This is a genomic window from Microbacterium sp. NPDC056736, assembly GCF_042790415.1.
Classification (GTDB): Bacteria; Actinomycetota; Actinomycetes; order Actinomycetales; family Microbacteriaceae; genus Microbacterium.
On the sequence record NZ_JBHTZE010000003.1, the window covers coordinates 69,880 to 91,226 of the forward strand.

At 72.5% G+C, this 21,347-nt stretch carries 20 protein-coding genes and 1 tRNA gene; 2 read left to right on the top strand and 19 right to left on the bottom strand.

Features of this window, described 5'->3' with window-relative positions; all coding sequences use genetic code 11:
* Positions 1-24: 24 nt before the first annotated feature.
* Together ilvA and ACFRAL_RS07785 are read right to left on the bottom strand one after the other, a co-directional pair.
* On the bottom strand, positions 25-1,314 hold the full coding sequence (gene ilvA / locus ACFRAL_RS07780) for a threonine ammonia-lyase (protein ID WP_378882125.1): 1,290 nt from the start codon (positions 1,312-1,314) through the stop codon (positions 25-27).
* Positions 1,315-1,322: 8 nt separating this feature from the next.
* On the bottom strand, positions 1,323-2,513 hold the full coding sequence (locus ACFRAL_RS07785; RefSeq protein ID WP_336396443.1) for an AI-2E family transporter: 1,191 nt from the start codon (positions 2,511-2,513) through the stop codon (positions 1,323-1,325).
* An 83-nt stretch (positions 2,514-2,596) separates the two neighbouring features.
* Between ACFRAL_RS07785 and ACFRAL_RS07790 the strand changes: the two genes are divergently transcribed.
* Positions 2,597-3,907, top strand: a complete 1,311-nt coding sequence (locus tag ACFRAL_RS07790; protein WP_378881440.1) for a winged helix-turn-helix domain-containing protein — start codon at positions 2,597-2,599, stop codon at positions 3,905-3,907.
* A 46-nt stretch (positions 3,908-3,953) separates the two neighbouring features.
* Here ACFRAL_RS07790 and ACFRAL_RS07795 read toward each other — a convergent pair whose 3' ends face one another.
* From ACFRAL_RS07795 to ACFRAL_RS07860, 14 genes are all read right to left on the bottom strand, one after another.
* Positions 3,954-5,051, bottom strand: a complete 1,098-nt coding sequence (locus ACFRAL_RS07795) for a DNA glycosylase AlkZ-like family protein (RefSeq protein ID WP_378881443.1) — start codon at positions 5,049-5,051, stop codon at positions 3,954-3,956.
* 87 nt (positions 5,052-5,138) lie between these two features.
* The gene (locus ACFRAL_RS07800) at positions 5,139-5,705 is read right to left on the bottom strand and encodes a LemA family protein (RefSeq protein ID WP_336396446.1); all 567 of its coding nucleotides are present in this window, start codon (positions 5,703-5,705) and stop codon (positions 5,139-5,141) included.
* Between the two features lie 82 nt (positions 5,706-5,787).
* Positions 5,788-7,101: a D-arabinono-1,4-lactone oxidase gene (locus ACFRAL_RS07805; protein ID WP_378881446.1), complete on the bottom strand. Its 1,314-nt coding sequence runs from the start codon at positions 7,099-7,101 to the stop codon at positions 5,788-5,790.
* A complete protein-coding gene (locus tag ACFRAL_RS07810; protein ID WP_378881449.1) occupies positions 7,098-8,327 on the bottom strand; it encodes an alanine racemase in 1,230 nt (409 codons plus the stop codon). Before ACFRAL_RS07810 ends, ACFRAL_RS07805 begins: the two co-directional genes overlap by 4 nt.
* Before the next feature lie 72 nt (positions 8,328-8,399).
* Positions 8,400-8,473: transfer RNA gene (locus ACFRAL_RS07815), tRNA-Leu, on the bottom strand.
* Positions 8,474-8,537: 64 nt separating this feature from the next.
* Positions 8,538-9,977 (bottom strand): NAD(P)/FAD-dependent oxidoreductase, encoded by a 1,440-nt coding sequence (locus tag ACFRAL_RS07820; protein WP_378882127.1) that lies wholly within the window; start codon positions 9,975-9,977, stop codon positions 8,538-8,540.
* Positions 9,978-10,011: 34 nt separating this feature from the next.
* Positions 10,012-11,283: a S8 family serine peptidase gene (locus ACFRAL_RS07825; protein ID WP_378882130.1), complete on the bottom strand. Its 1,272-nt coding sequence runs from the start codon at positions 11,281-11,283 to the stop codon at positions 10,012-10,014.
* Complete coding sequence (locus ACFRAL_RS07830) at positions 11,283-11,801, bottom strand: DUF501 domain-containing protein (RefSeq protein WP_378881452.1); 519 nt, start codon at positions 11,799-11,801, stop codon at positions 11,283-11,285. Before ACFRAL_RS07830 ends, ACFRAL_RS07825 begins: the two co-directional genes overlap by 1 nt.
* 77 nt (positions 11,802-11,878) lie before the next feature.
* Entirely contained in the window at positions 11,879-12,430 is a 552-nt protein-coding gene (locus tag ACFRAL_RS07835; protein WP_378881455.1) for a septum formation initiator family protein, read from the bottom strand.
* Positions 12,431-12,463: 33 nt separating this feature from the next.
* Complete coding sequence (gene eno, locus ACFRAL_RS07840) at positions 12,464-13,744, bottom strand: phosphopyruvate hydratase (RefSeq protein WP_336396452.1); 1,281 nt, start codon at positions 13,742-13,744, stop codon at positions 12,464-12,466.
* A 109-nt stretch (positions 13,745-13,853) separates the two neighbouring features.
* Positions 13,854-14,540: an O-methyltransferase gene (locus tag ACFRAL_RS07845; RefSeq protein ID WP_336396453.1), complete on the bottom strand. Its 687-nt coding sequence runs from the start codon at positions 14,538-14,540 to the stop codon at positions 13,854-13,856.
* Between the two features lie 31 nt (positions 14,541-14,571).
* Entirely contained in the window at positions 14,572-15,594 is a 1,023-nt protein-coding gene (locus ACFRAL_RS07850; RefSeq protein ID WP_378881458.1) for a DUF1648 domain-containing protein, read from the bottom strand.
* Positions 15,584-15,940, bottom strand: coding sequence for a GntR family transcriptional regulator (locus ACFRAL_RS07855; protein ID WP_336396455.1), 357 nt, complete (start codon positions 15,938-15,940; stop codon positions 15,584-15,586). The genes ACFRAL_RS07850 and ACFRAL_RS07855 overlap by 11 nt, the downstream gene beginning before the upstream one ends.
* Before the next feature lie 55 nt (positions 15,941-15,995).
* Positions 15,996-16,808: an SGNH/GDSL hydrolase family protein gene (locus tag ACFRAL_RS07860; protein ID WP_378881462.1), complete on the bottom strand. Its 813-nt coding sequence runs from the start codon at positions 16,806-16,808 to the stop codon at positions 15,996-15,998.
* An 84-nt stretch (positions 16,809-16,892) separates the two neighbouring features.
* On the opposite strand from ACFRAL_RS07860, the gene ACFRAL_RS07865 reads away from it, so the two are divergent.
* On the top strand, positions 16,893-18,143 hold the full coding sequence (locus tag ACFRAL_RS07865) for an APC family permease (RefSeq protein WP_378881465.1): 1,251 nt from the start codon (positions 16,893-16,895) through the stop codon (positions 18,141-18,143).
* Between the two features lie 10 nt (positions 18,144-18,153).
* Here the strand turns inward: ACFRAL_RS07865 and hisS are convergent, their stop codons facing one another.
* The 3 genes from hisS to nhaA are packed head-to-tail and all read right to left on the bottom strand — an operon-like array spanning position 18,154 to position 21,336.
* Positions 18,154-19,443 carry a histidine--tRNA ligase gene (gene hisS / locus ACFRAL_RS07870; protein ID WP_378882133.1) on the bottom strand — a complete coding sequence of 430 codons (1,290 nt, stop codon included), beginning with the start codon at positions 19,441-19,443 and terminating at the stop codon, positions 18,154-18,156.
* A gap of 31 nt (positions 19,444-19,474) precedes the next feature.
* Positions 19,475-20,143 carry a MazG family protein gene (locus ACFRAL_RS07875; protein ID WP_378881468.1) on the bottom strand — a complete coding sequence of 223 codons (669 nt, stop codon included), beginning with the start codon at positions 20,141-20,143 and terminating at the stop codon, positions 19,475-19,477.
* Complete coding sequence (gene nhaA / locus ACFRAL_RS07880) at positions 20,140-21,336, bottom strand: Na+/H+ antiporter NhaA (RefSeq protein WP_378881470.1); 1,197 nt, start codon at positions 21,334-21,336, stop codon at positions 20,140-20,142. The genes ACFRAL_RS07875 and nhaA overlap by 4 nt, the downstream gene beginning before the upstream one ends.
* Positions 21,337-21,347 lie beyond the last annotated feature (11 nt).

Sequence of the window (21,347 nt, forward strand, 5' to 3'; positions counted from 1 at the left end):
GGGCCGGCCGGCGGACCCGGCCGGTCAGTCGTGCACGACGGTCGGCATGTAGCCGGCGTCCTCCAGCACAGAGATGACGTGCGCGCGGTGCTCCTCCCCGCGCGTCTCGACGCTCAGCTGCAGGATCACCTCGCTGATCTGCAGCCCCTGGCCGTGACGGGTGTGGAGCACCTCGATGACGTTCGCCCCGGCGATCGCCAGCAGCTCCGACACGCGCGCGAGCTGGCCGGGCCGGTCGGGCAGCGGGATCCGCAGGGTCATGTAGCGGCCGGATGCCGAGAGACCGTGCGCGACGACGCGCTGCAGCAGCAGCGGGTCGATGTTTCCGCCGGAGAGCACGGTCACCGTGGGGCCGTGCGCCACCACCTTCCCCGCGAGGATCGCGGCCACGCCGACGGCGCCCGCGGGCTCCACCACCTGCTTCGCCCGCTCCAGCAGCACCAGCAGGGCACGGGCGATGTCGTCCTCCGAGACGGTCACGATCTCGTCGACGTACTCGCGGATGATCTCGAACGGCAGGTCGCCGGGGCGCGCCACGGCGATGCCGTCGGCGATCGTCGGAGACGTCGGGACCTCGAGCGGATGCCCCGCCGCCAGCGACGCCGGGTAGGCGGCCGAGTTCTCCGCCTGCACGCCGATGACGCGCACGGCGCGGCCTTCGGCGGCGGCTCGCGCCTTGACGGCCGCGGCAACGCCGGCGATCAGCCCTCCCCCGCCGATGCCGAGCACGACGGTGTCGAGGTCGGGAAGCTCGTCCATCAGCTCGAGCCCGAGCGTGCCCTGCCCCGCGATCACGTCGGGGTGGTCGAACGGGTGGATGAACACGGCGCCGGTGCGCTGCGCGAACTCGGCGGCCAGGCGCAGCGGCGTCTCGACCGTCGCGCCCTCCAGCACCACATCGGCGCCGTACCCGCGGGTGGCCAGGAGCTTGGGCACCGGGACGCCGAGCGGCATGAAGATCGTCGCGTGGATGCCGAGCGCTTTCGCCGCCAGCGCCACGCCCTGCGCGTGGTTGCCCGCCGAGGCGGCGACGACGCCGCGCGCGCGCTCCTCGGCGGTCAGCCGCGACAGGCGGTAGGTCGCGCCGCGGATCTTGAACGACCCGGTGCGCTGCAGGTTCTCGAGCTTCAGGTGCACGGGCACGCCGAGGACATCGGAGAGGTGCTGCGACTCGTCGAGCGGCGTGTGGGCGATGACCCCCTCGAGGGTGGCCGCGGCATCCGCGAAGTCCTTCAGGGTGGGCGCCGGCGATCGCAGCGCCGCCGCGGCGGGCGGCAGCCCGTCGGCGCGCTCGGTGTGGTCGGCGGATGGCATGGCAGTGGTCACTTGCGGACTCTCCTCGGCCGGGGGACGGTGCTCCAGATGAGGTCTCCGGTGGGCTTGGCGCCGGTCTCCCACGCGCGTTCGCCGAGATACACGGCGACGACGTTGACGAAAGCTGCGAGCGGGACGGCGAACAACGCCCCCGGGATGCCGGCGATCATGGCACCGCCGGCGACGACCAGCACGACGGCGAGCGGGTGCACCTTCACGGCCGAGCCCATGAGCAGCGGCTGCAGGACGTGACCCTCGAGCTGCTGGACGCCGAGGACGACGACGAGCATCCACAGCGCGATCCACGGCCCGTTGTACACCAGTGCGAGGAAGACCGCGACGGCGCCCGTGACGACGGCACCCACGATGGGCACGAACGCGCCGAGGAAGACCAGCACGGCGACGGGGATCGCGAGCGGCACTCCGAGCAGCGCGGCGCCGAGGCCGATGCCCACGGCGTCGATGGTCGCGACCAGCAGCTGCGTGCGCGCGTAGTTGACCACCGTGATCCAGCCCGCCCGGCCTGCGCCGTCCGCGGCGGGACGGGCCTTCTTGGGGAAGAGCTTGAGCGTCCACCGCCAGATCCCGGCGCCATCCGCGAGCAGCGTCAGCAGGATGAACAGCGCGAGGATCCCACCCGTGGCCACGTGGCCGATGGTGGTGCCGAGGGCGAGGGCACCCGACCACAGCACCCCCGCCTGCTCCTGCGCCAGCGCCGACCCCTGGGTCAGCAGATCGTCGATCTGCTCGGCGCTGAGGTGCAGCGGCCCGTCGATGAGGTACTGCCGGAACTGGGCCATCGCCGCGACGGTGCTCTCCTGCACCGAGCCCCACTGCCGCACGACCTGCCATCCCACCAGCCACAGCAGCCCCGCCACGATGGCGAGGGTGCCCAGGACCGAGAGGACGATCGCGAGCCAACGCGGCACGCGGTGCCGCAGCATCCAGGTGAAGGCGGGCCACAGCAGCGCGGTGACGAGGATCGCCACCAGCAGCGGGATGACGAGGAGCTTCAGCTGGATGACCAGCCACACGGCGACGCCGATCGCCGCGGCAACGACGATCAGTCGCCACGAATATGCGGTCGCGATGCGCAGACCGCGCGGGACGGCGGCGGACGTGTCGGTGGTGACGATCCGGCTGCGATCGCGCACGGCGTCGAACAGAGAGCCGCGTGGCTTGTCGTCGGAGCCGCTCATCCGCCCAGTCTAGGCGCGTCGCATTCCGTGCCGGTGATGAAGCGGACCGGGCGATGTCGGCGGCTCTGGCTAGGCTGACGCGCGTGAAGTCGTCGCTGAGCGCCACCGAGGCGCGCCGGGTCTCGCTCGCCGCCCAGGGCTTCGACCGCGCGCGCCCCGCCGCGGCCGGCACCCGCCAGCTCAACCTCGCGCTCGCGAGGATGTCGACGCTGCAGATCGACTCGGTGAACGTCTTCGCCCGATCCCACTACATGCCGCTGTTCTCGCGGGTGGGCAGCTACGACACCGCCGCCCTCGACCGGCTCCTCTTCGCCCGGCGCTCCCCCTACGTGGAGTACTGGGCGCACGTCGCCGCTTTCGTGCCCGCCGCCGACTGGGGCCTGTTCCACTTCCGCATGCAGGATCTGCGGGCCAAGTACGGCTCGAAGCCCGGCGGGTGGTTCGACACGCATCGCGACCTGGTGGACTGGGTCCGCGCCGAGCTCGCCGATCGCGGCCCGCTGCGGCCGGCGCAGATCGAGCACGACGCCAAGAAGGGCGCGCGCGGGCCGTGGTGGGACTGGGACGTCGTCAAGCACGCGCTGGAGTACCTGTGGCTGTTCGGCGAGGTCGCGATCGCCGGTCGCCGGGGGTTCGAGCGCCGGTACGCCCTCGCGGAGGATGTGATCCCTCGGGAGGCGCTCGAGGCTCCCGTGCCGCGTGACGAGGCCGTCCGCGAGCTCGTCCGGCGCGCCGCGCGCGCCTGTGGGGTCTCCACGGCTGCCGATGTCGCCGATTACTGGCGCATCGCCGACCGCAAGGCGGTGACCGCCGCGCTGCACGAGCTCACCGACGCCGGTGAGCTGCATCCCGTGACGGTCGAGGGCTGGACGACGGCGGGACGGCCCTCGCGCGCCTGGCTCCACCGCGATGCGACGGTGCCGCGGCGCATCGATGCCGCGGCGATCCTGACGCCGTTCGACCCCGTGGTGTGGTTCCGCGACCGCGCGGAGCGCCTCTTCGACTTCGAGTACCGCATCGAGATCTACACACCCGCACCCCAGCGCCGCTACGGCTACTACTCTCTGCCCGTCCTGATCGGCGACGACATCGTCGGGCGCGTCGACCTCAAGGCCGATCGCCCGGCCTCCCGCCTCCTGGTGCAGTCCGCATGGTGGGAGCACGGACGCCCGGCAGAGGCGGCGGCGCGGCTGGCCGACGAGCTCCGGCTCGCCGCCGCCTGGCAGGAGCTCGAGACCATCTCGATCTCGCACTGGGGCGACGCGACCGACGATCTCGCCCGCGCCCTGCCCGAGGCGACCCGTCACGAGTCCGGCTCCCGAGAGGCTGTGGCGCTCGCCGCCGACGAGCCCGACGGCCTCGACGCCGCGGGTGGGGACGGCCTCGCGAGCTGACATCGGATGCGGACGCCCGGCGTCGCCGTCGGGTCGGCGTCCGGGCTCACGGCCGCGCAGGCCCGGACACCTCCAGTCCCAGCCAGCGTGCGAGCTCGCTGACCTGCGCGTCCACGGCGTCGCGCACGGCGTCGGTGAACGGCTCGTCCTCATGCACCGCCTGCACGCGGAAGACACCGGCCTTGCGATCGGCCTTCGCGTCGAGCTTCCCCACGAACCGGTCCCCGTGCAGGATCGGCACCGCGAAGTACCCCCAGCGCCGCTTCGCCGCGGGCTTGTACATCTCGAGGAAGTACTCGTAGCCGAAGATCTCGTCCAGCCGCCGCCGGTCGAACACCAGCCGGTCGAACGGCGACAGCAGAGCCGTCCGCGGCGAGAACCCCTCGAGTGCGTCGAGCGCTGCAGGGTCGACACGCCATGTGCCGGCGACGCCGTCGACGACCGCCTCCTCGCCGACCGCACCCACGTCGATCGGCTCGAAGGGCTGTGCGACGCCCTTCGCCCGGGCGATGCCGAGCGACCTCAGCCGGCGCTCGGCGCGCTCACGCGCCGCCTCGTGCTCGTCGAGCACCGGAACGTCGGGCGGATACACCCGGTCGGCGACGTCGAAGAGCCGGCCGCCGGAGTCGCGGGAGTGCACCGCCACGTCGCCGCAGAGCACCAGCATCTCGAGCAGCTGCATCGAGTTGCGGTTGTCCGTCCACCCCGACGAGCGCCACGACACCTGCGCCGTGTCGGGGATCTCGGCCGCCCGCAGCGGCCCCTCGCTGCGGAGCCGCGCGAGCACCTCACGCCGGAACCGGTCGTTCGCGGCGAGCCACTGTCGGGCCTGGGCCGACTCGGGCCGCCGCCGCATCTCGGGCAGCAGCAGGGCGAGGTCGGTCATGGCGCGGTAGAACCCGCCCCACTCGAAGATCGCCCGGTCCTCCTCGACGAGCCTGACGAGGTCCGCCGGCTGGTACGGCCACCCCAGCCTGCTCCACAGGATGAGGTCCGCGCTCGGCGCGACCGCCGCCATCGGCTCGATGTTCACGACCGTGAGCGCGTCGACGGTCTCGACGATGCCCGACGGCCGGTCCGCGCTCAGCAGCTGCGCCTGGACCGCGATGCGGCGCGCCTCGCCGCGGGTGAGCTGGAGTGTCACACGCCCGACGCTACCGGCGGGCGCGGACAGTGAGATCTGGATACGCGGGAGATCTCGATACGCTCGTTCCTCGCGACCCGCCTCGACTCAGAACTGCACGCGCGGGGGCTCGGAGATCGCGGCGCCGTCGATGACCTCGAAGAACTCCCGCTCGTGGAAGCCCAGGTTGCGGGCGAACATGTTGTTCGGGAAGACCTTGATCTTGGTGTTCAGCTCGCGCACGCCGCCGTTGTAGAAGCGGCGCGAGGCCTGGATCTTGTCTTCCGTGTCGACGATCGACTGCTGCAGCTGCAGGAAGTTCTGGCTAGCCTGCAGCTGCGGGTAGGCCTCGGCGACGGCGAACAGCGACTTCAGCGCCTGCTGCATGCGGCCCTCCGCGGCCCCCGCCTCGGCGGGCCCGGAGGCCGAGAGCGTGTCGGCGCGGGCCTGCGTCACCCGCTCGAACACCGCCTTCTCGTGGGTCGCATAACCCTTCACCGACTCGATCAGGTTGGGCAGCAGGTCGGCTCGCCGCTTGAGCTGCACCGTGATGTCGCTCCAGGCCTCGTCGACGCGCACGTTCAGCTGCACCAGCGAGTTGTACGTCGCCCACAGATAGATGCCGACGATGACGGCGAGCGCCACCACGATGAGGACTGGGATCAGCCATTCCATTGCCGGGGCTCCGTTCGGTAGTGCACTCATACTATCGACGCGGGTCCACCGCATAACGGGCCCGGCCTGGGACTCTCAGCCGTTACCCACCGAGAACCCGTTCGAGATATCGGTTGCGGAAGACCCGCTCCGGGTCGAGGCGGTCGCGCAGTGCCACGAAGGCGTCGAAGCGCGGGTATCGCGACCGCAGCGCGTCGGCATCCAGGGTGTGCATCTTGCCCCAGTGCGGCCGCCCGTCGAAGCGGAGCAAGATCTCCTCCACCGCCTCGAAGTAGTCGGCCGGGTCCTCACGCCAGTACCGGTGCACCGCGATGTACGCGGACGCGCGGTCGTGCGCGGTGGACAGCCAGCGGTCGTCGGGCGCCGCGAAGCGGACCTCCACCGGGAACCCGACCCGCCAGCCGCGTGCGTCGATGAGCTCGCGCACCGCCTCGAACGCGGGGCGGACGTTCGCGACCGGCAGCGCGTACTCCATCTCGCGGAAGCGCACCGTCCGACGCGTGGCGAAGACGCGGGCCGAGGCATCCGTGAACTCGCGATTCCCCCAGATCCGCGCGGACACCCGGTTGATCGGGGGCACCAGCGGCGGCACCGCGGCGCCCGCCGCGCACGCGACGCGATGGAGGCCGCCGCCGACGAGGACGTCGTCGACCCACTTGCCGACCCGCGGGAGCGGATGCCGCGGCGCGCTCTCGGGCAGGCGGATGTTGGTCTTGGTCATCGCCCGGTCGGTGTGGGGGAACCAGTAGAACTCGAAGTGATCGACGCCGGCGACGCGGTCCTCCAAGCCCGCGATCACCTCATCGAGGGGCTCGGGCTGATCCACCGCATGGAGCACGAAGGCGGGAACGCACTGCAGCGTGACCTCGACGAGGATGCCCAGCGCACCCAGCCCGAGCGCCACGGCCGGGACGAGCTCGGGGTTCTCGTCCTCGTCCACGCGCAGGAGATCCCCCGTCGCCGTCACGAGAGTCGCCCCGACCACCTGGGCGGCGATGCCCCCGAACCGCGCGCCGGTGCCGTGCGTGCCGGTCGAGACGGCGCCGGCGATCGACTGCCGGTCGATGTCGCCGAGGTTCTCCATCGCGAGGCCGTAGCGCGCGAGGAGGCCCGGAATGCGGTGCAGCCGGGTGCCGGCGAGGAGCGTCACCCGCGCGCGCTCGACGTCGACGGCGACGAGGCCGCTGAGGTCCGCGAGCTCCAGCAGCACCCCGGGGGCGACGGCGATGCCGCTGAAGCTGTGACCGGCGCCCACTGCCTTGACCGGCAGTCGCTGGGCCGCGGCGGCGGCGACGGCGCGCTGCACCGCCGCGACCGTGCGCGGATACTCCACGCGCTGGGGCCTCACCGCCTCGGTGCGCGCCCAGTTGCGCCATGTCCCGCCCGGACGCGTCACAGGAACACCTTCCCCTCACCGCGGTACGTCGGCAGGTCGGCGACGACGGCCCCGCCGTCGACGACGTGGTAGCGGTCGACGTGCTCGGCCGGCTCACCGCTCTTGGCGTGGCGGAACCACACGCGGTCCCCGACGCGCAGGTCTCGTGCCGCGTCGCCGCGCAGCGGCGTCTGCACCTCGCCGGCGCCCTCGCGCGGGGCCATGCGCAGCCCCTCCGGCCACACCGCTCGCGGCTGTCGTGACGCCAGCGCCGGGCCTGAGGCGATCCAGCCCCCGCCGAGCACCGTCGCGACGTCGGGCGCGGGCTTGCGCACCACGTCGAGGGCGAACGCGGCCGCCGGCGCCGGATGGAAGGCGCGGTATCCGTCGAACAGGTGGCCCGCGAGCAGCCCGCTGCCGGCGGTCACCTCGGTGACGGACTGATCGGATGCCGTGCGCTCCAGCGAGCCGGTGCCTCCGCCGTTGACGAACTCGAGCGGGGCGATGTCGCGCAGCCCTGCGACGATCGAGGCGCGGCGGTCGAGCAGCTCGGCCGCCGAGCGCCGCTGCATCCACCGGATCACGGCGTCGCCGGCGCCGGTGGCGTCGCCCTGCCCGGCGATCTGCGCCTCGTACATCATCAGCCCGACGAGCCGGAACCCCGGACGCGCCGCGATCGAACGCGCGAGCGCCGCCACCTCCGACGCCTCGTGCACGGGCGAGCGGAGGACGCCGATGTGACCCACCCCCGACGCTCGCCACGACGCATCGGCGTCTATCGCGACGCGCAGCTCGGGGCGCGCGCCGGGAGCGGCCACGGCGTCGACGAGGTCGAGCTGCGCGAGGTCGTCCACCATGAGCGTGACCCGGGCCGCCGCGCGCTCGTCGGCGGCGAGCGCCGCGATCGCCGCGCGGTCGGCGGTCGGGTACCCGAGCACGATGTCGTCATGCGTGTCTGCCAGCCACAGGGCCTCCGGCAGCGTGTACGCGAGGATGCCGCGGTACCCGGGGAGGGCGAGGACGGCGTCCAGCACCTCGCGCACGCGCACGGACTTGGTGGCGACACGGATCGGCACGCCGCCCGCGCGCACGACGAGGTCCAGCGCGTTGTACCGGAGTGCGCCGGCGTGGACGGCGGCGACCGGGCCGCTGACGTCGGCCACCGCGCCGGTCATCTCGCCCCAGTACGCGGCGGGACGACTCCACGGCTTCGCCGCCGGGGACGTGGACAGCAGGTCGAGACTCAACGGGCTCGGCTCCGGTGCGCGCGCATCGCCCCAGCCTACGACGAGCCGCGGTGAGCGCGCAGACCGGGTCGGTACCCCCGGTGGGATTCGAACCCACACTTGGGCGAGTTTAAGTCGCCTGCCTCTGCCGGTTGGGCTACGGGGGCGATCGCGGGAACGCGGATGCCGCAGGCTCATCCTCTCAGACGAGCCTGCGGCATCCGTTCCACATCAGTTCGCGGCGACCTTGCCGGCGTCGGCGGCAGCCTTGGCCGGAGTCTTGCGGGCCGGCGCCTTGCGAGCGGGCGCGGCGGCCGGCGTCTCGGCGGGGGCCGCCTCGACCGGCTGCGGCGGACGCGGACGCGCGGCGAACTCCTCGAAGACATAGCGGGGGTTCTGGACGGTCGACAGGTTCACCAGGTCGCGGCCCAGCCAGAAGTTGTTCCACCAGCCCCACAGCACGCGCCACTTGCGCTCCCACGAGGGCATCGCCAGGCCGTGGTAGCCGCGGTGGGCGAGCCACGCGATCGGGCCCTTCAGGGCGAGGTTGCCCGACTGGAAGACGCCCACCCACAGGCCCAGGCCTGCGACGGCGCCGAGGTTCTTGTGGTGGTACTCGCGCGGGAGCTCGCCTCGCAGCACCGCGACGAGGTTCTTCGCGAGGAGCTTCGCCTGACGCACCGCATGCTGGGCGTTGGGCACGCAGTAGCCGCCCACGCCGCCGCCGCTGAGGTCGGGAACGGCCGAGACGTCACCGGCCGCCCAGGCGCCCTCGACGATCTCCTCCTCGGTGCCCACGCGCAGGTCGGCGCGGGTGCGGATGCGTCCGCGCTCCTCGACCGGCAGGTCGCCGCCGCGCACCACCGTCGGGTTGGCCATGACGCCCGCCGTCCAGATGATGAGGTCGCTGGGGATCGTCTCGCCGGTGGAGAGCTCGATGTTGCCGCCCACGGCGCCGGTGACCTGCGTGTCGAGGTGCACCGAGGCGCCGCGCTGGGCGAGGTTCTTCAGCACCCACTCGCTGGTCTTGAGCGAGACCTCGGGCATGATGCGCCCCATGGCCTCGATGAGGTGGAAGTGGGTGTCGCTGAACGTCAGCTGCGGGTAGCTCTTGACCAGCGCGGAGGCGAGCGAGCGCAGCTCGGCGAACACCTCGATGCCCGCGAAGCCGCCGCCGACCACGACGACCGTCAGCAGCCGGTCGCGCTCGGGGCCGGGGGGCAGTGTCGAGGCCTTGTCGAAGTTCGACATCAGGCGGTCGCGGATGGCGACGGCCTCCTCGATGGTCTTCAGGCCGATCGCGTTGTCGGCGATGCCGGGGATCGGGAAGGTGCGCGAGACGGCGCCGGCGGTGACGACGATCTGGTCGTACTCGAACTCGTACGGCTCGCCCGCGATGGGGGTGATCGTGGCGACTTTGTTCGCGTGGTTGATGCCGGTGACCTTGGCGGCCACGACGGTCGTCTTCTTGAGGTGGCGACGCAGCGCCACGACGGAGTGACGCGCTTCGATGGAGCCGGCCGCGACCTCCGGGAGGAAGGGCTGGTAGGTCATGTAGGGCAGCGGGTCGACGATCGTCACGTCCGCTTCGCCCTTGCGCAGATGCTTCTCGAGCTTCCAGGCCGTGTAGAAGCCTGCGTATCCGCCACCGACGATGAGGATCTTGGGCACGGTGTTGGTCACGGTTTGGAGTACTCCTCCTGTGTCAGCGGCTCGGCGCGCGGGACGCCAATCGGATGCGTCGGACAGCAGCGGTGACGCCGAGCGCCACCAGTATAGCCGCCGCCGTGAGCATGGTGAGCGGAAGGGTGCCGTACAGCACGGTGTTCCGGTCGGGCAGGAGCGGCGACGACAGCCTGGTGGGCGCGTCCGGTTCGGGCAGGGCCGGCACGGGGGCGCTGGCCTGCGGCTCCTCCGTGACCGGCTCCGCCGGGGCCCGCCGGTACAGCCTCACCCAGTCCGCGAGGCTTCCCATCGGGTTGGCGGTGACGGCCGCCACGTCGGCGGCGACGGCGGCCGCGGCATCCACCAGTCCGAAGCCGTAGAGCAGGCGCGACTCATCGGTGTCGCCCACGGGCTCGGCCGTCTTGACGATGCGGTTGATGACGTTCGCCGCGTCGAGGTCGGGATGGGCGGCCCTGACGAGCGCCGCGATGCCGGCGACGATCGGCGCGGCGCCGCTCGTGCCGTTCCACGAGACCAGTGTCGAGTCCGCCGACACGCCGATGAGCTCTTCGCTGGGCGCGGACACCCCGATCGTGATGCCCTGCGTCGAGGCATCGACGCTCGCCCTGCCGGAGCGGTCGACGCCGCCGACGGTCAGCACGCCCGGGATCGTCGCGGGCGCTCCCACCTTGGTCGTGCCGCTTCCGCGGTTGCCGGCGGCGACGACGATGACGACGTCGTTCTCGAAGGCGTAGAGGAAGGCGTCGTCCCAGCTCTCGGGCCAGTCCGGGACGTTCGTGGTCAGCGACATGTTGATGACGTCGGCGCCGTTGTCGACCGACCACCGGATCGCGTCGGCGATCTGGTCCGAGAACGGCCGGGTTGCCGACGAGCCGAAGGCGACCGACACCGAGAGCAGCTGCGCCTCGGGCGCCACGCCGACCATGCCGGTGTCCGGTCCCGTTCCGCGGCCGGCTGCGAGCGAGGCGACCCAGCTGCCGTGGTCGGCGTCGACGGCGCCCACGGGCGTGCGCCCGTCAGGCGAGCCGGCGCCGGAGACATCCGTGCCGCCGGCCACCGCACCGGTGAACTCGATCGGTCCGCGGCCGATGCCGGTGTCGATCACGGCGATCTTCACGCCGGCGCCGCGGGTCGTCTCCCACGCCTTCTCGATGCCGTAGTCGTCGAGCCAGTACTCGGCGGCCCGGACCGGATCCTCGTCGGCCGGCGCGGCGATCGCGGCCGCGGGGGCGGCCGTGACGAGCGTGAGCGTCATCGCGGTGGAGGCGATGGCACCGACGAGGCGACGCATCATCCGCCGGATCCCGGCTGGGTGCACACGCAACGCTGCGGAGACCAGGACGACATCGCGAGGGCCCGGTCCCCGATCGGATTGACCCCGGGACCGGCGGCGAGCGCGTGGCCGGCGAGAGCGTGCAGGCACTTCACGCGCGTCGGCATGCCGCCCGCGGAGATGCCCTCGATCTCCTCGACGGCGCCGTACGCCGCGCGGTCGCCGAGATACGCCTCGTGCGCCAGGCGATACGTCTCGGCCACCTCGTCGTCGCCGGCGAGCACATCCGAGAGCTCCCGCATCACGTGGTCGGCCTCGAGCATCGACATCGCCGCCGTCGCCGCCGGGTGGGTGAGGTAGTAGAACGTCGGGAAGGGCGTCCCGTCCGGCAGTCGCGGCGACGTCGCGACGACGGTCGGGTTGCCGCACACGCAGCGCGCCGCGATCCCCACCACACCGCGGGCGGGTCGTCCGAGCTGCTCGCGGAGCACGGCGAGATCGGCGTCGCTGACTGGGGGGAACGGCGGGGTCGTCACGATTCCAGGCTAGCGGCGCCGCCTGGCAGGGCGCTGGACCGCGCCCGCCCGCGGGCGGATGCCGCAGCCGGCCGCGCTCACGGCGACGGCGTCGTCGCGGGCTCCGGGTCGGGGACGCCCACCGTCAGGGGCGCCACGGTCTGGGCGAGCCCGGCTTCGGCGACCGATCGCACGAGCTGCGACATCCAGTCCGAGCGTGCGGCCTCGAGCTCCTCGCTCACCGGCTCCTGCTCCTGCGGCTCGAGCTCGGGCGGCAGGTCGTCGTCGACGAGGTAGACCACTTCCCCCGGCTTGACGTAGTACAGCCGCTCGCGAGCCTGCGTGGTGATGTAGGCGGGATCCTGCCACCGCTCGCGCTGGGACTCCAGTTCCTCCACCTCGTCGCGGCTGACCTGGACCGCCTCCTCGAGCGCGGCGATCCGCTGGCGCTGATCGACGTACGTGCCGATCGTGGGCACCAGCACGAAGGCGGCGAGCACCACGAGGCCCATCATGATCACCATGAAGCCCGAGAGCCGGATGCCGCCCAGCCACGCGCGCACGTCGACCGGGGCCCGGCCGCCCACCGGACGACGGCGCGCGGCCGGCGCCTGCCGGGTACGGGAAGGGGGAGCCGTCGTCTTTCCCACGGCTCCCCCTCTCGTCAGAACGCTGTCAGCGCATCAGCCCTGGAAACGGGGGAACGCTCCGCGGCCCGCGAACACCGCGGCCTCGCCGAGCTCCTCTTCGATGCGCAGAAGCTGATTGTATTTCGCGACGCGCTCGCTGCGGGCGGGCGCGCCGGTCTTGATCTGACCCGCGTTCACCGCGACCGCGAGATCGGCGATCGTGGTGTCCTCGGTCTCGCCCGAGCGGTGCGACAGCATCGAGCGGTAGCCGTTCTGCGTGGCCAGCGAGATCGCATCGAGGGTCTCGGACAGCGTGCCGATCTGGTTCACCTTGACCAGCAGCGCATTGGCGACACCGAGGTCGATGCCGCGCTGCAGGCGCTCGGGGTTGGTGACGAACAGGTCGTCGCCGACGAGCTGCACCTTCGTGCCGATCTTGTCGGAGAGGGCCTTCCACGCGTCCCAGTCGTCCTCGGCGAGGGCGTCCTCGATCGTGACGATCGGGTAGTTCGCGACGAGGTCGGCGAAGTAGTCGGTCAGCTGCTCGGCCGACCACGGCTTGCCCTCGACGGTGTAGACGCCGTCCTTGAAGAACTCGGTGGCGGCGACGTCCAGGCCCACGGCGATGTCGCGGCCGGGGGTGAAGCCGGCCTTCTCGATCGCCTGGATGAGGAAGTCCAGGCCTTCGCGGTTGCTGGGGAGATCGGGGGCGAAGCCGCCCTCGTCGCCGAGGCCCGTCGCGAAGCCGGCGGCCTTCAGCTCGCCCTTGAGGACGTGGTAGACCTCGGTGCCCCAGCGCAGCGACTCGGCGTACGTGTCGGCGCCGATCGGGGCGAGGAAGAACTCCTGGAAGTCGATGCCGTTGTCGGCGTGCTCGCCGCCGTTGATGACGTTGAACAGCGGCACGGGCAGCACATGGGCGTTGGGTCCGCCGAGGTAGCGGAACAGCGGCAGGTCGGCCGAGTCCGCGGCCGCCTTGGCGACCGCCAGCGACACGCCGAGGATGGCGTTGGCGCCGGTGCGGGACTTGTTCTCGGTGCCGTCGGTGGCGATGAGGATCTCGTCGATGACGCGCTGCTCGCTCGCCTCGACCCCCTCGATGGCCGGGCCGAGCTCGTCGATGACGGCCGCGACCGCCTTCAGCACGCCCTTGCCGCTGTAGCGGCTCTTGTCGCCGTCGCGCAGCTCGTACGCCTCGAAGGCGCCGGTCGACGCACCCGAGGGAACGGCCGCGCGCTGGACGATGCCGTCGTCCAGCAGCACCTCCACCTCGACGGTCGGGTTTCCGCGCGAGTCGAGGATCTCGCGCGCGCCTACAGCCTCGATCTGTGCCACAGGGGTTTCTCCTTGCTTAGGGTGATTCGCCGGAGCGTCGTCGGTCCGCCCTTCAGCGTAGCGACCGGCACGGTCCGGTGGTGACGGATGCCGCGGCCACAGGCTCGCGTCACACCACGAGTGCGATCGCGATGCCGTCGTATCCCTTCGCGTCGAGCGTCTGGATGGCCGTGGCGTCGAAGCGCGGGTCGCGGCTGAGCATCTCGAGGCCCCGCTGGACGCCGATGACCTGCGGATTCTCGGTCGCCGGATTGGCCACCTCCCCGCCGCGCACCGTGTTGTCGACCAGGACGACGGTGCCCGGCCGGCCGAGACGCGCCGCCCAGTCGAGGTAGATCGTGTTGGATTCCTTGTCGGCGTCGATGAAGACGAGGTCGAACGCCCCCTCGCCCTCGAGCGTCGGCAGCACGTCGGCGCCCCGCCCGAGCCGGATGTCGACCCTCTCCCCCACGCCCGCACGGTCGAGGTTGACGCGCGCGATCTCGGCGTTGCGGGGTTCGGCCTCGATCGTCACGACGAGCCCGTCCGGAGGGAGGGCGCGTGCCAGCCAGATCGTCGAGTACGCGCCCAGCGTGCCGATCTCGAGCACACGCCGGGCGCCCGACATGCGCGCGATGAGATGGAGCAGCTTGCCGTTGACCGGCGCGACCTCGATCGCCGGCAGTCCGGCCTCGTTCTGGTCGGCCACCGCGCGTTCGAGCCCGGGGTCGTGCCCGACGAGCAGCTCCGTCAGGTACGCGTCGACGCGGGACCACTTCTCGGGGGTGGGCCAGGTGTCGGGTGCGGGTGCCGCCATGCCTTCAGCCAATCCGGCCGCGGGCCGGGCGTCAAGGCCTGGCGGCCGCCCGGCTCACCAGGGCCTCGAGAAGCGCGGCGCCCGTCGCCGCGTCGTCCACGGTGACCACGAAGCGCGTGCCGCTGCGGCGGAGCACTTCGATCGCCTCGCCGGCGCGCAGCACCACGCCGAAGCGCCCCCCGGTCGACAGGCGCAGGCCCCAGCCGCCGAACTCGCCCATCGGGTTCACGTCGACGCGCGCGGCCGACTCGATGTCGCCCAGCGGCACGTGGTATCGCGGGATGCCGAGCACCGACTCGACGTGCATCCCGCTGTCGTCGACGCGGACGTGGAAGGCGAGGGTGGTCGCGGCGATCGCCAGGAGCAGCACCGCGACTCCGACCAGGAACCACACCAGCAGCGGTTCCGCGCCGGTCACGCCCGCCACCGCGGCCGACAGGGCGATGACGAGCACTCCCGCGAAGATCGCGATCGCCGCGCCCCGGGCGATGCTGGTCGTCCGCATCCAGAGCGCCTGCTCGTGCGCCGACAGGGCGAGCGGGATCGCCGGCGGGGTCACGGCACCCGTCGACTCGCCACGAGGCTGGACGAACCACGCCGCGACGCCGGCGACGGACGCCGCGACGAGCGACGTGACGAGGGCGGGCCACACCGCGGGCGCGTCGGCGGCACTGTCGAGGCCCGCCTGCATCGCGAGCGTCCACGTCAGCGCCACGCTCACCATCGCCGACACCGCGGCGGCCGTGGCGCCCATCAGGCGGTAGGTGGGCCCGTGGTCGCCCCGACGGAGACCGGGGAGGGACGTGAGGGCGATGAGCACCGGCACGCCGAGGCCGAAGACGACGGTAGCGATCGGCTGCGTCCACGCGGGTGCGAACCGGTCCGCCTCGCCCGAGGCGTTCCAATGGACGGCGATCGTGGCGGGCGCCTGGGGCAGCAGCAGCAGCAGCTGCACGGCGACGCCGAGCGCGACGAGCGCGACGGGGAGCCACACGGCGACCAGCATGAATCGTCGCAGGGCGGGGCGGGACGGGGCTGTGCCATCAACGGTCACGGGCGATCTCCTTCACAAGGGCGGCGAGGGCGTCGGGTGAGAGTCCCGCCGCGCGCGCCCGCGCGACGAGGTCGTGGATGTCGTGACGGAGGTCCTCGAGCGTGCTCGCCTGGGAGGTCAGGACGGCGCCCCGACCGCGGCGGAGCTCGACGAGGCCTTCGTCGCGCAGGTCCTGATAGGCGTGCAGCACGGTGTGCACGTTGACCCCGAGGGCGGCGGCGATGTCGCGTGCCGCCGGAAGCCGGTCGCCGGGTCGCACGCGCCCGGCGGCGGCATCCGCCCGCACCGACGCGGCGATCTGCGCGAACAGCGGGGCGTCACTCTCGGGATCGATACGGAGCAGCATGCTGTTAATTCTAGTACCACTAGAACAAGTCGCGATGACATTCGTGGGGTCGGTCCTAGCGCGCGCCGACCGACTCGAGCTCCGCGAGGAGAGCCGGCAGCAGCGCCTCGGCGGTGCGCCGGTACCCCAGTGCGCTCGGATGGAATCTGTCGAGACTGAACATCTCGTCGGGGTGGGTGACGAAGAACGGACCCACCGCGCGCCTCAGCGACACCGGTCGCGCACCGCACCGGGAGGCGGCGTCGGCCTGGGCGTCGGCGAGCTGGCGCGACAGGCGCGAGCCGAGCGCGCGCAGCGGCTGCGGCACCGGTCGCAGCGCCCCCAAGTCGGGGCAGGTCCCGACCACCACCACCGCACCCCGAGCGCGCAGGCGCAGGATCGCGTGTTCCAGGTGCGCGATCGAGGTGGGCACGGGCACGCGGTGGGTGATGTCGTTGCCGCCGACGACGATGACCGCCGCGTCGGGCGCGTAGTCGGCGGGGAGCCCGTCGACCTGCTGGGCGAGCACCGACGACTCCGCGCCGACGATCGCGGCGGTCCGCAGCCGCACCGGACGGCCGAGCTTGCGCGCGGCTCCCTTCGCGAGTCGGGCGCCCAAGGTGTCCTTTCGGCGCTCGGCGCCCAGTCCCGCGGCGATCGAGTCGCCGAGCACGACGAGGTCGACCGGCTCGCCGTCGAAGCGCCGCGCCCAGATGCGGTCGGCGTCGAGCGCCTCCTCCCCGAGCGGCTTGCCGATGCGACGGCGGGCGACTGCCGCCTGCCGTGACAGCACCGCGCGGCCTCCGAGCAGCACGAGCCCCGCCCCGATGGCGGCGCCGGCGAACGCGGCGGCGACGGCGCCCGGACCGGCCTGGTGGGTGCGCGGCATGGCGTCATGGCACAGCACCCGCATGAACGGATGCCGTCGCCCCGGTGACGCGGAGATGCCACGCGGACGCGCTAGGGTTCGGCCGTGGCATCCCCCTCCCTGCAGCGTCGGCTCGGCCTCGGCGACGCCGTGTTCATCGGTCTCGGCTCCATGGTCGGCGCGGGGGTCTTCGCCGTCTGGGGCCCCGCGGCGGATGCCGCGGGCACGGGACTGCTCATCGGGCTCGCGATCGCGGCGCTCGTGGCCTTCGGCAATGCGACGTCGTCGGCGCAGCTCGCCGCGGCGCACCCGACGTCGGGAGGGACCTACGCCTACGGGCGCGCCGAGCTCGGGCCGTGGTGGGGATTCGTCGCCGGCTGGGGCTTCATCATCGGCAAGACCGCCAGCTGCGCGGCGATGGCGCTCACGTTCGCCGCCTATGCCGCGCCGAGCGGCTGGGAGCGACCCGTGGCCATCGGCGCGGTCGTCGTCCTCACCGCCGTGAACTGGTTCGGGGTGACGCGCACCGCGTCCGCCGCCCGCGTGATCGTCGTGATCTCGCTGGGGGCGCTCGCCGCCGCCGTCACCGCCGCCTTCTCCGCGGGCGCCGCTCTCGGGTGGCTCTCGGCCGAGACCCTCTGGACGGGCGGCGCGTACGGCATCCTGCAGTCGGCCGGCCTGCTGTTCTTCGCGTTCGCCGGCTACGCGCGCATCGCGACGATGGGCGAGGAGGTCCGCGACCCGCGCCGGGTCATCCCGCGGGCCATCGTGATCGCCTTCGCCATCGCGTTCGCCGTGTACGCCGTGGTCGCGGTGGCGGTGCTCGGCTCCCTCGGTCCGGCCGCCGTCGCGGCGTCGACCGAGCCGGTGGCCGATGCCGCGGCGCGCTCCGGCTGGGCCTGGATCGACACCGCGGTGCGCGTCGGCGCGGCGGCCGCCTCGCTCGGGGCGCTGCTCGCCCTCATCGCCGGCGTCAGCCGGACGACGTTCGCGATGGCCCGGGAGCGGGACCTGCCGCGGTTCTTCGACGGCGTGCACCCCCGCTGGCATGTTCCCCACCATGCCGAGCTCGTCGTGGCCGCGGTCGTGGTGGTGCTGGTCGCGATGGTCGACCTGCGCGGCGCGATCGGGTTCTCGTCGTTCGGCGTGCTGCTGTACTACTTCGTGGCGAACGTCGCGGCCTTGCGTCAGCGCGGCGACGCACGGCGGTATCCGGCAGCCCTGCAGATCCTGGGCGGCGTCGGATGCCTCGTCCTCGCGGTGACGCTCCCCTGGCCGTCCGTGGCGGCGGGAGCGGTCGTCGTCGCCGTCGGCGTCGCCTACCGCGCGCTGCGTCTGCGCTTCGGGCGGGCCTGACCGGCCGGCGTCAGCCCAGCGGCTTCACCTCGAGCGCAGCCGTCGCGGCGCCGGCGCCGACGGTGGCGAACGCCGTGTAGCCGTCCGCCGCCGCGCGCTCCAGCAGCGCCTTGAGGTTCTTCGTGCGCTGCTCGAGGCGCACACGCGATCCCTGGCGCACGAGGGCCGCTTTGTGCGCCAGGAGCTCCCCCTCGGGCACGTCGCGGTCATGGACGAGGACGACAGCTGGGGCCGCGGCATCCGTCTGCTCCGCGATGAGGTCCACGATGCGCTCGAAGCCGATCGAGAACCCGACCGCCGGGGCGTCCTGCCCGAGGAAGCGGCCGATCATGCCGTCGTAGCGGCCACCGCCGCCGAGCGAGTACTCCACGGACGGGTGGGCGAGCTCGAAGATCGTTCCGGTGTAGTAGCCCATGCCGCGCACGAGGAAGGGGTCGAACACGACCGGGATGTCCGCGAGACCCTCGTCGCCTGCCGTCGCGCCCGGCGTCGCCGCGCGGGCCGCGGCCACCGCGTGCCCGATGCCGACGAGATCCGCGACGACGTCGTCGGGCGCGCCCTCGGGCAGCGCCTTGCGGATCTGGCGTTCACCGTACGGGTTGTACTCGAGCGTCATCGGGCGGCGCAGGAACGCCTCGAAGGCGTCGACCGCGGCCGGGGACGCCCCGCGGTCGCGCAACTCGGCCACGATCCCCTCCGGGCCCAGCTTGTCGAGCTTGTCGACGGTGATCAGCACGCCCGGACGCTCCTCGACGCCGAATCCGAAGCTGTCCAGCATCCAGTCCAGCACCCGGCGGTCGTTGATGCGCACGCTCCCGCCGTCCAGGCCCATCGCGTCGAGCGTGTCGAGGGTGGCCACGATGAGCTCGGCCTCGGCGCGGGGCGACGGGTCGCCGATGATGTCGATGTCGCACTGCACGAACTGGCGGTAGCGGCCCTTCTGCGGACGCTCCGCCCGCCAGACCGGTGCGATCTGGATGGAGCGGAAGACGGCGGGGAGCCGCCCGCGGTTGGTCGCGTAGAACCGTGCGAGCGGGACCGTGAGGTCATAGCGCAGGCCGAGATCGGTCAGGCTCGCCGGGTCGTCGGCGGCCGCGCGGATCGCCTCGGCGTCGAGCCCCCGCTTGAGCACGTTGTACGCGAGCTTCTCGTTGTCGCCGCCGATCCCGGCGTGGAGCCGGGAGTACTCCTCCATCACGGGCGTCTCGATCTCGTCGAAGCCGTGCACGCGATAGCGCTCACGGATGACGGCGAGCACACGCTCGCGCCGGGCCTTCTCAGCGGGGAGGAAGTCGCGCATGCCGCGCGGCGGATTGACGGATGCCACGCCCCTATCCTTCCAGGTCGCCCGGGGTGCCCTCGGCGGCGCGGATGTCGTGCTCGAGCCCGCGCAGACGCTCGCGCAGCGCGCGCTCGGCGTCCCACCCGTTGGCGCGCGCCGTCGCCACGAGGGCCAGCAGCGCGTCGCCGAGCTCGGCCTCGGAATCCGGCTCGGACGACCCGGTCGCTGCGGAGACCCCGACCTGCGACCCCTTGGACAGCAGCTTCTGGGCGAGCGCGAGGCTCGGCATCCGCTCGCTCACGCCCTCCAGCACCGAGCGCCGGTGGTGCTTCTCCGCTGCCTTGGCGGCGTTCCAGTGCACGAGCACCTCTTCGGGCGTGGTCGCCACGGCGTCGCCGAAGACGTGCGGGTGGCGTCGCACCATCTTCTCGGTCAGCCCGCGGGCGACGTCGTCGATGTCGAACGGCGCCTCGGGGTCGCGCGAGGCGATCTCGGCGTGGAACAGCACCTGCCACAGCAGGTCGCCCAGCTCTTCGCGCAGCTCGTCGCGGGTGCCGTCCTCCACGGCGTCGATGAGCTCCGCGCTCTCCTCGACGAGGTACGGGACCAGTGCGCGGTGGTCGATCTGCTGCGTCCACACGCAGCGGTCCCGCACCGCGCGCATGACGTCGGCCGCCGCGCGCAGCGGGTCGGACGCGGGACCGGATCCGGCGGTCATGCGATCTGGCCCTCCGTCGCGGCCGGCGGGGGCATCTCATCGCTCGGCGACGCGGACTCCGAGCGGCGGTAGTGCCGCGCCCTCTGGGCAACGAGGACCGCCGCGAGCAGGATCGAGATCATCGATCCGCCCAGCACGCCCAGGGTCGCCTCGTCGCGCAGGAGCGGATCGCCGGAGAAGGCGAGCTCGGACAGCAGCAGCGAGACGGTGAAGCCGATCCCGCCCAGGGCTCCTGCCGCGAGCAGGTCGGCGAAGGACAGATGCGGCGTCGCGCCGCGGTTGCCCACGCGCAGCGAGATCCAGCCCGCGAGGGAGATGCCGATGACCTTGCCGACCGGGAGCGCGACGAGGATGCCCCAGAACGCCGGCGACAGCTGCGACGGAGAGACGGACGGGATGACGACGAGCGCCGCCGAGAACGCGAACAGGGGAAGCACGATGCCGTTCACCCACGGCTCCAGCTCGTGCCGGGTGCGCAGGGCGGGACGCTGCGCCATCGCGAGACCGAGTGCGACGCCGGCGATGGTGGCGTGGACACCCGACAGGTAGACCAGCACCCACGTGGCGATCGCCAGCACGCCGAGCACGATCGCGATCGGCACCTGCGCGCGGGTGTCGAGCCGGCGGCTCAAGAAGCCGAACACGATCACGACCACCGCGGCGAGCGCGAGCAGCCCGACGTTGACGTCCTCGGTGAACAGCACCGCGATGAAGACGATGCCGACGATGTCGTCGAGGATCGCCAGAGCGAGGAGGAAGATGCGGATCCCGGAGGGAAGGCCCCTGCCGAAGACGGCCAGCACGCCGAGGGCGAAGGCGATGTCGGTCGCGGTGGGGATCGGCCACCCGTCGACCGCGTCGGAGCGTGCCGCGAACAGCAGGAACACGCCGATCGGCACGATGACGCCGCCCGCGGCCGCGATCGCCGGCTGCAGCGCCTTGCGCGCCGAATTCAGCTCGCCGTTGGTGAGCTCGTACTGCAGCTCGACGGCCACGATGAAGAAGAAGACGGCCAGGAGACCGTCCTGCACCCAGTGCCCCACCGACATCTCGAACACGCCCGGAATGCCGACGTAGGCATCCTTGACGGACGCGATCGCGGGTCCGAGCGGCGAGTTGGCGAGCACGACCGCGAGGATCGCCGCCGCGAGGAGGACGATCGCCGGAAAGCGGGCAGAGCGGAGCAGGGACACACGGGTCCTTT

What these genes read in the sequence shown, in the direction of transcription:
- ACFRAL_RS07800 (WP_336396446.1), bottom strand. Translation starts at nt 5,705, where the DNA reads ATGGAATGGCTGATCCCAGTCCTCATCGTGGTGGCGCTCGCCGTCATC.
- ACFRAL_RS07825 (WP_378882130.1), bottom strand. Translation starts at nt 11,283, where the DNA reads ATGCGTCGCCTCGTCGGTGCCATCGCCTCCACCGCGATGACGCTCACG.
- ACFRAL_RS07875 (WP_378881468.1), bottom strand. Translation starts at nt 20,143, where the DNA reads ATGACCGCCGGATCCGGTCCCGCGTCCGACCCGCTGCGCGCGGCGGCC.
- ACFRAL_RS07845 (WP_336396453.1), bottom strand. Translation starts at nt 14,540, where the DNA reads ATGGCGGCACCCGCACCCGACACCTGGCCCACCCCCGAGAAGTGGTCC.
- ACFRAL_RS07785 (WP_336396443.1), bottom strand. Translation starts at nt 2,513, where the DNA reads ATGAGCGGCTCCGACGACAAGCCACGCGGCTCTCTGTTCGACGCCGTG.
- ACFRAL_RS07855 (WP_336396455.1), bottom strand. Translation starts at nt 15,940, where the DNA reads ATGCTGCTCCGTATCGATCCCGAGAGTGACGCCCCGCTGTTCGCGCAG.
- ilvA (WP_378882125.1), bottom strand. Translation starts at nt 1,314, where the DNA reads ATGCCATCCGCCGACCACACCGAGCGCGCCGACGGGCTGCCGCCCGCC.
- hisS (WP_378882133.1), bottom strand. Translation starts at nt 19,443, where the DNA reads ATGCGCGACTTCCTCCCCGCTGAGAAGGCCCGGCGCGAGCGTGTGCTC.
- ACFRAL_RS07860 (WP_378881462.1), bottom strand. Translation starts at nt 16,808, where the DNA reads ATGCCGCGCACCCACCAGGCCGGTCCGGGCGCCGTCGCCGCCGCGTTC.